The 12,180-nt window shown below is 63.7% G+C and carries 11 protein-coding genes; 5 read left to right on the top strand and 6 right to left on the bottom strand.

The features are described from left to right. Window positions 1-4 precede the first annotated feature (4 nt). Window positions 5-613 carry a protocatechuate 3,4-dioxygenase subunit alpha gene (gene pcaG / locus LDZ23_RS16365; protein ID WP_008353765.1) on the top strand — a complete coding sequence of 203 codons (609 nt, stop codon included), beginning with the start codon at window positions 5-7 and terminating at the stop codon, window positions 611-613. An 87-nt stretch (window positions 614-700) separates the two neighbouring features. Further along, a complete protein-coding gene (locus LDZ23_RS16360; protein WP_008353766.1) occupies window positions 701-1,006 on the top strand; it encodes a DUF2288 domain-containing protein in 306 nt (101 codons plus the stop codon). 48 nt (window positions 1,007-1,054) lie between these two features. Here the strand turns inward: LDZ23_RS16360 and LDZ23_RS16355 are convergent, their stop codons facing one another. After that, the gene (locus LDZ23_RS16355; RefSeq protein WP_033536337.1) at window positions 1,055-2,143 is read right to left on the bottom strand and encodes an AI-2E family transporter; all 1,089 of its coding nucleotides are present in this window, start codon (window positions 2,141-2,143) and stop codon (window positions 1,055-1,057) included. A 174-nt stretch (window positions 2,144-2,317) separates the two neighbouring features. On the opposite strand from LDZ23_RS16355, the gene LDZ23_RS16350 reads away from it, so the two are divergent. Next, window positions 2,318-2,845 (top strand): OmpA family protein, encoded by a 528-nt coding sequence (locus tag LDZ23_RS16350; RefSeq protein WP_167561848.1) that lies wholly within the window; start codon window positions 2,318-2,320, stop codon window positions 2,843-2,845. Here LDZ23_RS16350 and LDZ23_RS16345 read toward each other — a convergent pair. The 3 genes from LDZ23_RS16345 to LDZ23_RS16335 are packed head-to-tail and all read right to left on the bottom strand — an operon-like array spanning window position 2,835 to window position 7,655. Continuing rightward, window positions 2,835-4,838: an acetyl/propionyl/methylcrotonyl-CoA carboxylase subunit alpha gene (locus LDZ23_RS16345; protein WP_008353769.1), complete on the bottom strand. Its 2,004-nt coding sequence runs from the start codon at window positions 4,836-4,838 to the stop codon at window positions 2,835-2,837. The two genes, LDZ23_RS16350 and LDZ23_RS16345, sit on opposite strands and share 11 nt — an antisense overlap. 17 nt (window positions 4,839-4,855) lie before the next feature. Further along, a complete protein-coding gene (locus LDZ23_RS16340) occupies window positions 4,856-6,463 on the bottom strand; it encodes a carboxyl transferase domain-containing protein (protein ID WP_008353771.1) in 1,608 nt (535 codons plus the stop codon). Window positions 6,464-6,473: 10 nt separating this feature from the next. After that, a complete protein-coding gene (locus LDZ23_RS16335; protein ID WP_008353773.1) occupies window positions 6,474-7,655 on the bottom strand; it encodes an isovaleryl-CoA dehydrogenase in 1,182 nt (393 codons plus the stop codon). 163 nt (window positions 7,656-7,818) lie between these two features. Here LDZ23_RS16335 and LDZ23_RS16330 point away from each other — a divergent pair, with 163 nt between their 5' ends. Further along, entirely contained in the window at window positions 7,819-8,553 is a 735-nt protein-coding gene (locus tag LDZ23_RS16330; protein WP_008353774.1) for a TetR/AcrR family transcriptional regulator, read from the top strand. On the opposite strand, the gene LDZ23_RS16325 is transcribed toward LDZ23_RS16330, so the two are convergent. Further along, on the bottom strand, window positions 8,543-9,439 hold the full coding sequence (locus tag LDZ23_RS16325) for a ferritin-like domain-containing protein (RefSeq protein ID WP_008353775.1): 897 nt from the start codon (window positions 9,437-9,439) through the stop codon (window positions 8,543-8,545). The genes LDZ23_RS16330 and LDZ23_RS16325 overlap by 11 nt on opposite strands. An 86-nt stretch (window positions 9,440-9,525) precedes the next feature. Continuing rightward, a complete protein-coding gene (locus tag LDZ23_RS16320) occupies window positions 9,526-10,938 on the bottom strand; it encodes an MFS transporter (RefSeq protein WP_034471865.1) in 1,413 nt (470 codons plus the stop codon). Window positions 10,939-11,312: 374 nt separating this feature from the next. Here LDZ23_RS16320 and LDZ23_RS16315 point away from each other — a divergent pair, with 374 nt between their 5' ends. After that, a complete protein-coding gene (locus tag LDZ23_RS16315; protein WP_008353777.1) occupies window positions 11,313-12,107 on the top strand; it encodes an ABC transporter substrate-binding protein in 795 nt (264 codons plus the stop codon). Window positions 12,108-12,180: the final 73 nt, after the last annotated feature.

Here is a 12,180-nt window from a genome sequence, read left to right as displayed (position 1 = left end):
GAACATGACCACGCTGAAACAGACCCCTTCGCAGACCGTCGGACCGTACTTCGCTTACGGCCTCGTTCCCGAGCAGTACAACTTCGATCTGAAGAGCCTCTTCACCGCATCGGCGGCGGATCGTGAAGTGCCGGGCGAGCATATCGCCGTCGTCGGCAACGTGTTCGACGCGGAAGGCAAGCCCGTCAACGACGCGCTCATCGAAATCGCCCAGGCCGATGCGAACGGCCGCTACGTGCAGAGCGCGCAGGAAGCGCGCGAGTCTGGCTTTCGCGGTTTCGCGCGCTGCGGCACGGGCACGGATCCGAAGCTGCGCTTCATCTTCGATACGGTGAAGCCGGGCGCAACCGCCGACGATTCCGCGCCGCACCTCGATGTCATCGTGCTGATGCGCGGCATGCTGCTGCACACCTACACGCGCATCTACTTCGAGGACGAAACCGAAGCCAACGCGAAGGACACCGTGCTGCAGAGCGTGCCGGCGGAGCGCCGTCATACGCTGGTCGCGAAGCGCGAAGCGGGCGCGTCGGCCAAGCCGGGTTCGTCGGGCACGATCTATCGCTTCGACATCCATCTGCGCGGCCCGAACGAGACGGTTTTCTTCGATCTGTAAAGTTTCTCGCAGCAGTCGTTCGAAACGAGGGCGTCCGGCACTGCGCTATAGTGTCGGACGCCTTTCGTTTTTCTCCGCACTCTTTCCATGTCCGACGCTCCCACGCCCAGCCCGCTCTACGTCAAGCTTCTCGCCGAAACCGCCCAGATCGGCTGGTCCGAGCTTGAGCGCTTTTTCGCGCAAGGCAAGCTCATCTGGGTGAAGGGCGATCTCGATCTCGTAAGCGTCGCGGAAGCCATCGCCAACGACGACAAGCAGCAGGTCACGCAATGGCTTTCGGCGGGACTCGTCGAACGCATGCAGGCCGAGACCGCCGCCGATGTCGCCGCGCGCGATCCGCAATTGTGGGCGGTGGTGCTGTCGCCGTGGGTATGCGTGCAGGAACGCGGGTGAACGGATGCAGTCGCGCTGCCTCGCGACACCGCAGTAAGCGCTGAAGCGCTAACTGCGGTTGTCGACGTAATCCGTCCACAGCACGACGAGAATCGTCATCAGCGCCGGGCCGATGAAAAGGCCGATCAGCCCGAACGTCTCCGCGCCGCCGAGAATGCCGAACAGCACGAGCAGAAACGGCAGCCGCGCCGATCCGCCGATCAGCACCGGCCGCACGAAGTGCTCCGCCACGAACACCACGATCAGCCCGAACACGGCGACGCACGCCGCCGCGATGGTCGAGCCTTGCGCGAGCAGCCATAGCGCCGAGCCGAGAAAGACGATCGGCGCGCAGAACGGCAGCATCGCCGCGACGGCCGTCAGCATGCCCAGCAGCGTCGCATGCGGCACGCCCGTCACCGCATAGGCGACGCCGAGCAGCGCGCCCTCCCCCAAGCCGACGACCACGAGCCCCACGACCGTGCTGCGCACCGATTCGGCCATCCGGCGAACGATCGCGGCGCCATCCGGGCCGAACGCGCGGCGCGAACCCGCGAGCAGTTGCTCGCCGAGCTTCGAACCCGCGAGAAACACGAAGAAGAGCGTCATCAGCATGAAGCCGAAGATGACGAAACCATGCACGACGCGCCCGCCGAAGTGCCGCGTCATCGCGACGACCGTCGCGCTATGCAGGTTCTTCACTGCGGGCGATGCTTCGAGCGGCGTCGCGAGATTCTCCTGCCACCAGCGCGCGACTTGTTGCGAACCCATCGGCAGATGCTCGATGAACGCGGGCATCGGAAGGCCGGTGCGCAGCACTTCGTGGAACCAGTGGAGCATGTCGCGCGCTTCGCTCACCGTCTGCGCCGCGACGATGAAAAACGGCACGACGAAAAGCAGGCCGATGGCCGCGGTCAGCCCGACAGCAAGCACGTTGTGATGCCGTCTGAACATGGGCCGGCGTTCGAGCCAGCCGAAAGCCGGCCACAGCGCAATCGCGATCACGCTCGCCCAGACGACCGCCGGAATGAAGGTACGCGCCGTATAGAGCGCGACCAGAACGAGCACGGCATAGAGCGCGGCGGAAGCGGTGCGCTGCATCTTTCGCGTGCGCTCGGATGAGTCCGGGGTCGGGTCGTTGCGCGGCTGGATCGGCATGGATGATGAGGCTCTGTTCGAGAGATCGATGACCGGCGAAACATGAAAGCTCGCCAGCATTGTAATCACGCACGAATCATTCCACTCGATGCGCGCAGTCAGGCAACGTTATTTACAGAAGGCACCTTTCGCGCTCCCTATAATCGAGACTCGATTTCGATGCAGGACTATGCAATGAAGGCAATGGCTTCGCGCGCAACGGTGGGCGCATGTGTGTCGCTCGCGCTGCTCGCCGGATGTTCAAGCGGGCTCAATCGGTCGAAGGAAGACCGGTTGAACGCGCAATACGGCATCACGATGTTGCCGGTCAAGGGAGGCGTGGAGATGCGCTTGCCGAACACGCCGCTCTTCGATACCGATGAATCGACGCTTCGCCGCAGCGATTCGCCGATGCTCGATCGCGCGGCGCAAGTGTTGAAGCGCAGCATGCGGCCCGTGCTGATCGAAGGCCATACCGACAACGAAGGCTCGCTCGCCTATAACCGCGCACTGTCGGCGGCGCGCGCCGATGCCGTCGCGCAGGCGTTGATCGCGCGCGGCGTGCCCGCCGAACGGATCACGACGAAGGGCATGGCGTATCTGCGGCCCATCGCGACGAACGACACCCGTGAAGGGCGCGCACTGAATCGCCGCGTGGAAATTCTCGTGCGCGCCGAGAGCGAAGAGACGCTGCTCGGCGCGCCCGCCAAGGTCAAGCGCTAGCGGCCTGCTCGACTTCCAGCACGAGCAATTGCGAGCCGTCGGCGACCTGATCGCCGACCTCGAACAGAATCTCGCCGATCTTGCCCGTCGCCGGAGCCACGATCGTGTGCTCCATCTTCATCGCTTCCATCACCATCAGCGGCGCGCCCTTCGTCACGGATGCGCCCGTTTCCACGAGCACCGCGATCACCTTGCCGGGCATCGGCGCGGTGAGACGGCCTTCGTGCTCGGCATCGCCCGCGTGCGCCATCAGGTTCTGCCATTCGAACTGGAACGCCGCGCCTTCGTGGAAGACGTGGAAGACGTCGCCGTCGGTGAAGACATGGCCTTTGATCAGCGCATCGTCGAGTTGCACCGCGAACGATGTCTCGCCGCTATGCGACCAGTCGAAGCGCGCGCTGGCATCGTCGAGACGCAGGCGCTTCTCGCCGTTCTTCGTGAACACGACCTTGAGCGTTTCGTCGGTATCGAGCGCGCGCCAGTTCAAATCCTGGCTGTAGCCGCCCGCCATGCGCCAGTGCGACAGCGCATCCCACGGCGAATGTCCGTGCGCCTCGCCGCCCTCGCGCGTGAGCAGCGCGGCGCATGCGAGCGCGAGCCCCTTCTTGCGCGAGACGTGCGTCGGCGCGAAGAGCGCATCGTGATGACGCTCGATCAGGCCCGTATCGAGATCAGCCGACGCGAACGGCTCGCTCTTCACGATGCGCTGCAGGAACTCGACGTTCGTCGACAAGCCGACGATCTCGCATTCCGCCAGCGCGCGCGCCATGCGGGCGAGCGCGTCGCGACGGTCGCGCCCATGCACGATCAGCTTCGCGATCATCGGATCGTAGAACGGCGTGATGGCATCGCCCTGACGCACGCCGCTATCGACGCGCACGTCGCCATCGATCGAAAACTCAACCGCGTGCGGCATGCGCACGTGCTTGAGCGTGCCCGTCGACGGCAGAAAGCCGCGCGACGGATTCTCCGCATAGATGCGCGCCTCGATCGCGTGGCCATGCACCTTCAGCTCGTTTTGCTTCAACGGCAGCGGCTCGCCCGCCGCCACGCGCAGTTGCCACTCGACGAGATCGAGGCCCGTAACCATCTCTGTCACCGGATGCTCGACCTGCAGGCGCGTGTTCATCTCCATGAAGTAGAACTGGCCGTCCTGCGTCATGATGAATTCGACCGTGCCCGCGCCGACGTAATTCACGGCGCGCGCCGCCGCGACCGCAGCTTCGCCCATCGCGCGACGGGTTTCGTCGTTGAGGCCGGGCGCGGGCGCTTCTTCCAATACTTTCTGATGGCGCCGCTGCACGGAGCAATCGCGATCGAATAGATAGACCGCGTTGCCGTGCTTGTCCGCGAAAACCTGCACTTCGACGTGACGGGGACGCAGCAGATACTTCTCGATCAACACGCGATCGTTGCCGAAGCTCGACGCCGCCTCGCGCTTGCACGACGCGAGCGCCGCCGCGAAATCCTCGCTTCTCTCGACGACGCGCATGCCCTTGCCGCCGCCGCCCGCGCTCGCTTTCAGCAGCACCGGATAACCGATGCGATCCGCTTCGCGCTGAAGCAGCGACGGATCCTGATCGTCGCCGTGATAGCCGGGCACGAGCGGCACCGATGCGGATTGCATCAGCGCTTTCGCGGCGGCTTTCGAACCCATCGCGCTGATCGCCTCGACGGGCGGTCCGATGAACACGAGTCCGGCTTTTTCGCACGCGTTCGCGAATGCTTCGTTTTCCGAAAGAAATCCGTAGCCCGGATGAATTGCTTGCGCGCCGGTTTTCTTCGCTGCATCGACGATGCGCTCGATGCGCAGATAACTCTCCGACGCCGCCGATCCGCCGACATGCACCGCTTCATCGCAGACATCGACGTGTTTCGCTTTGGCATCGGCGTCCGAATACACCGCGACGCTGCCGACGTTCAGGCGCTTCGCCGTCGCCGCGACGCGGCATGCGATCTCGCCGCGGTTCGCTATGAGTATTTTGTTGAACATGGCGTTACATCCCGAGGTCACATGCGGAACACGCCGAAGCGTGTTTCTTCGATAGGTGCGTTCATCGTCGCGGCCAATCCGAGGCCCAGAACGTCGCGGGTCTGCGCGGGATCGATCACGCCATCGTCCCACAGACGCGCGCTCGCGTAATACGGATGCCCTTGCACTTCGTATTGATCGCGGATCGGCGCCTTGAACGCTTCCTCGTCCTCCTTCGACCACGTGCCGCCCTTCTTCTCGATGCCGTCGCGCCGCACCGTCGCGAGCACGGACGCGGCCTGCTCGCCGCCCATCACCGAGATGCGCGCGTTCGGCCACATCCACAGAAAGCGCGGCGAATACGCGCGGCCGCACATGCCGTAATTGCCCGCGCCGAACGAGCCGCCGATGATCACCGTGAACTTCGGCACCTTGGCGGTCGCGACCGCCGTCACCATCTTGGCGCCGTTGCGCGCGATGCCTTCGTTCTCGTACTTGCGGCCGACCATGAAGCCCGTGATGTTCTGCAGGAACACGAGCGGAATCTTGCGTTGCGCGCACAGTTCGATGAAATGCGCGCCCTTCAAGGCGGATTCGCTGAAGAGAATGCCATTGTTCGCGACGATGCCGACCGGATGCCCCCAGATATGCGCGAAACCGCAGACGAGCGTCGTGCCGTAGCGCGCCTTGAATTCGTCGAAAGCGGAATCGTCGACGATGCGCGCGATCACTTCACGCACGTCGAAAGGCTTGCGCGTATCGACGGGAATCACGCCGTAGACGCTTTGCGGGTCATAGCGCGGCGGCAGCGGTTCTTTCAATGCGAGCGTCGGCGTCTTCACGCGATTCAGATTGCCGACGATGCTGCGCGCGATGCCGAGCGCATGCGCGTCGTTCTGCGCGAGATGATCGGCGACGCCGGACAGACGCGTATGGACATCGCCGCCGCCGAGATCTTCGGCGCTGACTTCTTCGCCCGTCGCGGCTTTCACCAACGGCGGACCGCCGAGAAAGATCGTGCCTTGATTCTTGACGATGATCGATTCATCGCTCATCGCGGGCACGTACGCGCCGCCCGCCGTGCACGAGCCCATCACCACGGCGATCTGCGCGATGCCTTGCGCCGACATGTTCGCCTGGTTGTAGAAGATGCGGCCGAAGTGATCGCGATCGGGAAACACGTCGTCCTGATTCGGCAGATTCGCGCCGCCCGAATCGACGAGATACACGCACGGCAGGCGGTTCTGCTCCGCTATTTCCTGCGCGCGCAAATGCTTCTTCACGGTGACGGGATAGTACGTGCCGCCCTTGACCGTCGCGTCGTTGCACACGACGACGCACTCCTGCCCCGCAATGCGCCCGATGCCGGTGATGATGCCCGCGCCGGGCGCGTCATCGTTGTACATACCGTACGCCGCGAGCTGCGACAGTTCGAGAAACGGCGTGCCCGGATCGAGCAGTTGCGCGATGCGATCGCGCGGCAGCAGCTTGTCGCGCGATACGTGCTTGTCGCGCGCGGCCGCGCCGCCGCCTTCCGCGATCTTGGCGATCTTCTCTTTGAGGTCCGCGACGAGCGCTTCGAGCGCCGCCGCGTTCGTGCGGAATTCCTCGCCGCGCGGATTCAGTTTCGATTCGATGATCGTCATGACGCGCGCCTCAAGCCGTCTCGGCGAACAGTTCGCGGCCGATCAGCATGCGGCGGATTTCGCTCGTGCCCGCGCCGATTTCATAGAGCTTCGCATCGCGCCACAGACGGCCGACCGGATATTCGTTGATGTAGCCGTTGCCCCCGAGCACCTGAATCGCTTCGCCCGCCATCCACGTCGCTTTTTCGGCGGTGTAGAGAATGACGCCCGCGCAGTCCTTGCGCACTTGCCGCACATGGTCCGAGCCGAGCGTATCGAGCTGACGGCCGACGGCGTAAAGATACGCGCGGCACGCTTGCAGCGTCGAGTACATGTCCGCGACCTTCCCCTGAATGAGCTGGAATTCGCCGATCGCCTGACCGAACTGCTTGCGATCGTGGATATACGGCACGACCGCGTCCATGCACGCGAGCATGATGCCGGTCGGCCCGCCCGCGAGCACCGCGCGCTCGTAGTCGAGGCCGCTCATCAGCACTTTCGTGCCGCCGTTCAGTTGACCGAGAATGTTCTCCTTCGGCACTTCGACGTTCTCGAACACGAGTTCGCCGGTATGCGAGCCGCGCATGCCGAGCTTGTCGAGCTTCTGCGCAACCGAAAAGCCTTTCATGCCCTTCTCGACGATGAACGCCGTGATGCCGCGCGGACCGGCTTCGATGTCCGTCTTCGCATACACGACGAGCGTGTCGCAATCCGGCCCGTTGGTGATCCACATCTTGGTGCCGTTGAGCACGTAGTGATCGCCCTTTTCCTCGGCGCGCAGCTTCATGCTGACGACGTCGGAGCCGGCGTTCGGCTCGCTCATCGCAAGTGCGCCGATATGCTCGCCGGACACGAGCTTCGGCAGATACTTGCGCTTTTGCACCTCGGTGCCATTGCGATGAATCTGGTTCACGCACAGATTCGAATGCGCGCCGTACGACAACCCGACCGACGCCGACGCCCGCGAAATCTCTTCCATCGCGATCATGTGCGCCGTATAGCCCATGTTCGCGCCGCCGTATTCCTCGGAGACCGTCATGCCGAGCACGCCGAGATCGCCGAATTTCTTCCAGAGATCCATCGGGAACTGATCGCTGTGATCGATCTCGCCCGCGCGCGGCGCGATTTCCTTCGCTGCGAAATTGGCGAGCGAGTCGCGCAACATGTCGATGTCTTCGCCCAACGCGAAATTCAGGCCGGGTACGTTGCTCATGGGTCGTCTCCTCCAGATGCGATGTTTTCGGTGCGTCCTGAAATATGAGCCTCACTCACACAGGACCACAAACCACGGAATGGGGCAATTTCACGCTCAAATCGCCTAGCCGTCAATAGATTTTTGAGCTACGCTCACATTTATTTCCCCACGTTTCCCGCCAATGTCGACGCAAACCACCGCCACCGGCCGCCGCGCGCCCGCCGGCGTCAAATCGCAGCAGCGCGTGAAGGACATCCTGCAGGCGGGGCGCGACGTCTTCGCCGAGAAAGGCTACGACGCCGCGACGAGCGCCGAGATCGCGCAGCGCGCGGGCATTTCGGAAGCGACGGTGTTCAGCTATTTCAGCGGCAAGCGCGAGTTGTGCGCGCGCGTCATCGCGGATTGGTACGACGAAATCATCGATGCCTTCGAGAGCGGCCTCCCGCGCGACGGCTCCGTGCGGCAGCAGTTCGCGTTCATCGTCAGAACGCACATGCGGCTGATGCTGATGAACGGCACCGGGTTGTGCGCGCTCGTGCTGTCCGAAGGCCGCACGAAGCAGCACGATCTCTCCGACACGCTGACCGAACTGCAGCGCCGCTACACCGCGCCGCTGATGGACGTGCTCGCGCGCGGCCAGGCGCTCGGCCACGTGCGCGCCGACATGCCGTTGCGTCTGTTGCGCTCGCTCGTTTTCGGGCCGATGGAGCACGTCCTGTGGGACGCGACGCTCGCGAAGCGCCGCCTGAGTCAGACTCAGATCGAGACGACGGCGAACGAATTGGTGGAAGTATTGTGGGCGGCGCTGCAGCCGCCGAACGCGCAGCTGGCGGCGCTCGCGCAGTTCCGGCAGGACGTCGAGGAAGCGTCGCGGCGCTTCGAAGCGAGCGCCGCGCGCGAGAAACCTACTTCTTGACGAAGCGCAGCGCGAGCCGCGCGAGTTTCGGCACGGTCGTCGGACGCAGCAGGCGCGCGTCGTAACCGCCCATGCGGCGATCATTTTCGGCGAGACACAGTTCGATCAGCGAGCGAACCGATACATCGCCCGCGACCGAATCGCCGACATTCGCCGGAAAGTTCGCATCCTGCGCCGCGCCGCTCTTGTCGAAGCCGCGCGCGAGCGAGATGCGGTCGCGAATCAGCGAAATCCACACGCTCGCGGTCTTGATCAGGAACCACGGCTTGCGATACCAAGGCAGACTCCGCCGATACCACGCGACCCAGTTCGCGAAAAACAGGATGTGCCGCGCCTCTTCCTGAATCACCGGCTCGAAGGTTTCGACGAGTTCCTCGGGAAAGTAACCCGATTGTCGCGCCGCCTCGAATAGGCCGAACGCGAAAAAACTGTCGATGCACTCGCTGTAACCCGTGAGCATCCACGCGCGCAATGCATCGTCGGGAGCGGGATACGGCGGTTCGGGCGCGAGCTCGATGCCATATGCCTCGACGAGCTTCGACAGCACCAGCTTGTGCCGCGCTTCCTCGCCGCCGTTCATGCGCAAGGCTTCGCGCAATTGCGGATCGCCGACGGTGCCCGCGTAGGTCGCGACGCGGATCGACGCGCGCCCTTCCGTCTGCACCGCGATATCCCAGATCGGCAGCGACGTCACGCGCTTCAACGCCGCGGGATCGAGCTTCGGCCAGTCGATGACGGCCGGCTTGTACGGATTGTGCGTCGTCAGCAACATCTCGCAGAACATGCGCTTGTGCAGGTCCGAACCGATCGGAATCTTCCCCGTCGACCGGTACGTCCAGTTGCGCATCGCATGATCTGCTTCCACCGGGTTGAGCGTGTCGGACATATTCGAATATTGGCCGCCGAATGGGTAGGTCCTGCGGATTTTGGCATACAGGGCGCTGACTCGCAGCATCATGCGCGCATTTTCGCCTATCGCGAGATTTTCTCCAGCGCGAGATCGCGCGTTCGCGGGCCCATGAAACCGATCGCGGCCATCACGATCAGCATCGCCGACGCGATGAACACGAACACGCCCGTCGTCCCGAAACCCTTCAGCACGCCCGCGATGATGAACGACGTGAAAATCGCGGAGAAACGGCTCCACGAATACACGAAACCGACGGCGCGCGCGCGGATGCTCGTCGGAAAGAGTTCGGTCTGATACGCGTGATAGCTGTACGACATGATGTTCGCGGAGAGCGTGAGGCCGACGCCCATCGCGATCAGAAACGCCGGGTTGCCCGACTGGCTGAAGGCCAGCCCGCAGACGATGTTGAGCGCGGCCATCGCGACGATCGCGGTCTTGCGCTCGATCCTGTCGGCAATGGCGAGCCCGATGATCGGTCCGACCGGCGCGGCGATCGCAATGATGCTCGAATACATCAGGCTCGACGTCACCGTGATGCCCTGCTTGACCAGCAGCGTCGGCACCCAGTTGGCGAAGCCGTAAAAACCGACCGTCTGAAATATGTTGAAGATGATCATCATCGCGGCGCGCTTGCCGTAGGGCGGCTTCCACATGTCGGCGAACGCGCCGCGCCGCTCCGCTGTCTCGACGGCGGGTTCGGGCGGCGGCAGCGGCTTGCCGTATTCGCGCGCGACTTTCTCTTCGAGCGCGCGCATCACGCGATCGGCTTCGTCGAGGCGTCCTTTCTGCGCGAGCCAGCGCGGGCTTTCGGGCAGCGTGCGGCGAATCCACCAGACGAAGAGCGCCCCGTGCGCGCCGATGATGACGACCCAGCGCCAGCCGTCGATGCCGAAGGGCGCGCGCGGCACGAGCAGATAGGCGAGAAACGCGACCACCGGCACCGCCATGAAACCGACCGCCTGCTCGCACGCGAACGCGCGCCCGCGGATGTGTTTCGGCGCGAGTTCGGAGATATACGTGCCGATCGTCACCAGTTCCACCCCGATGCCCACACCCGCGACGAAGCGCCAGATGTTCAGGCCGGTCGCCGTGTCCTGGAACGCCATGACGAGGTTGGCGCCGGTGTACCAGAGCAGCGAATACGTGAAGATCGCGCGCCGTCCGAAGCGGTCGGCGAGAAATCCGCAGGCGATCGTGCCGATGAAAAGCCCCGCGAACAGCGACGCGATAAAGCTCGCGACGCCCGTCATGCCGAAAAGTCCGCTGGTCGTCGGCGTGAGAATGCCGCTTTTGACGAGACCCGGCGCGACGTATCCGGAATACAGCAGATCGTAGAGCTCGAAGAAGAAACCGAGGCTCAAAAGGACGATGAGCGTCCAGACGGAGCGCGTGGCGGGCAGGCGATCGAGCCGGGCGGAAATGCTGCCGGCGGTGACGGGAAGCGCCTCTGCGTGTGCGCTGCGGGGTGTTGCCATCGGGGTGTCTCCTCATGAGGCGGGGTGCGCCGCGCGGCATCGCTGGCGCGGCGCGGTCGGACGAGGGACGAATTTTAACCGGGTGGGTAACATGAGCTGGAAGCTGAATCCCGTCGCCTCGTGCGTCACACCGATCGCCATCGGACTGCCGGGCTTCCGGAAGAACCATCCGCTCAGCCCCCGATACGAAGAAAAGCTCTAAAGCCCCGCTATCCGGGCTTTTACTAGCTCCCGAACTATTTTGGCTTGGTAACCTTCTGCCGATTCTGAACGGACACGATCCGCGGAATATCATGCTCTGGCGCCCAACGACGCGCCGGACGTCCGGTACGAGACCTTCCGGGCTGAACTGACCACCTTCTGGAGTTAAAACAGTGAAGAAACTGCTCGCGGCACTGACGATGTCCCTTCTCGCCGCCACGTCGCTCACCGCCGTCACGCCGGCGCTTGCGAAGGACTATTCGACGATCCGTTTCGGCGTCGACGCAAGCTATCCCCCGTTCGAGTCGAAGGGTTCCGACGGCAAGCTGGTCGGTTTCGACATCGATCTCGGCAATGAGATCTGCGCGCGCCTGAAGGCAAAGTGCGTGTGGGTGGAAAACGACTTCGACGGCATGATTCCCGCGCTCAAGGCGAAGAAGTTCGACGGCGTGCTTTCCTCGATGTCGATGACGCCGCAACGCGCCGAGCAGATCGCCTTCTCGAGCAAGCTCTTCAACACGCCGACGCGCCTCGTCGCGAAAAAGGGCAGCAACATCCTGCCGACGGCCGAAAGCCTGAAGGGCAAGAACGTGGGCGTCGAACAGGGCACGATCCAGGAAACCTACGCCAAGACCTACTGGGCGCCGAAGGGCGTGACGGTCACGCCGTACCAGAACCAGGACCAGGTCTATGCCGATCTGATCTCGGGCCGCCTGGACGCCGCGCTGCAAGACGCGGTGCAGGCTGAAATCGGCTTCCTGAAGACGCCGCGCGGCGCGGGCTACGACTTCGCCGGTCAAAACATCGACGATCCGAAGACGCTCGGCAACGGCGCGGGCATCGGTCTGCGCAAGGAAGACACCGATCTGAAGGCGAAGATCGACAAGGCTATCGCCGACATCATCAAGGACGGCACCTACAAGAAGCTCGAAAAGAAGTACTTCGACTTCGACGTGTACGGCAGCTAAGCCGCTCGCCACAAGCCACACCGGCTGACGAACGGGCTCCGCGCTCAAGGGCGCGGAGCCCGTTTGCTTTTCG

Origin of the sequence: Caballeronia zhejiangensis (genome assembly GCF_022879815.1) — a bacterium.
Taxonomy (GTDB): domain Bacteria; phylum Pseudomonadota; class Gammaproteobacteria; order Burkholderiales; family Burkholderiaceae; genus Caballeronia; species Caballeronia zhejiangensis.
Note: the sequence above shows the minus strand (reverse complement) of the source record. Positions and strands in the feature narration are given on the sequence as shown.

Bases quoted from the DNA above. Each gene is read 5' to 3' on its own strand.
- pcaG (WP_008353765.1), top strand. From the start codon at position 5: ATGACCACGCTGAAACAGACCCCTTCGCAGACCGTCGGACCGTACTTC.
- LDZ23_RS16360 (WP_008353766.1), top strand. From the start codon at position 701: ATGTCCGACGCTCCCACGCCCAGCCCGCTCTACGTCAAGCTTCTCGCC.
- LDZ23_RS16355 (WP_033536337.1), bottom strand. From the start codon at position 2,143: ATGCCGATCCAGCCGCGCAACGACCCGACCCCGGACTCATCCGAGCGC.
- LDZ23_RS16350 (WP_167561848.1), top strand. From the start codon at position 2,318: ATGAAGGCAATGGCTTCGCGCGCAACGGTGGGCGCATGTGTGTCGCTC.
- LDZ23_RS16345 (WP_008353769.1), bottom strand. From the start codon at position 4,838: ATGTTCAACAAAATACTCATAGCGAACCGCGGCGAGATCGCATGCCGC.
- LDZ23_RS16340 (WP_008353771.1), bottom strand. From the start codon at position 6,463: ATGACGATCATCGAATCGAAACTGAATCCGCGCGGCGAGGAATTCCGC.
- LDZ23_RS16335 (WP_008353773.1), bottom strand. From the start codon at position 7,655: ATGAGCAACGTACCCGGCCTGAATTTCGCGTTGGGCGAAGACATCGAC.
- LDZ23_RS16330 (WP_008353774.1), top strand. From the start codon at position 7,819: ATGTCGACGCAAACCACCGCCACCGGCCGCCGCGCGCCCGCCGGCGTC.
- LDZ23_RS16325 (WP_008353775.1), bottom strand. From the start codon at position 9,439: ATGTCCGACACGCTCAACCCGGTGGAAGCAGATCATGCGATGCGCAAC.
- LDZ23_RS16320 (WP_034471865.1), bottom strand. From the start codon at position 10,938: ATGGCAACACCCCGCAGCGCACACGCAGAGGCGCTTCCCGTCACCGCC.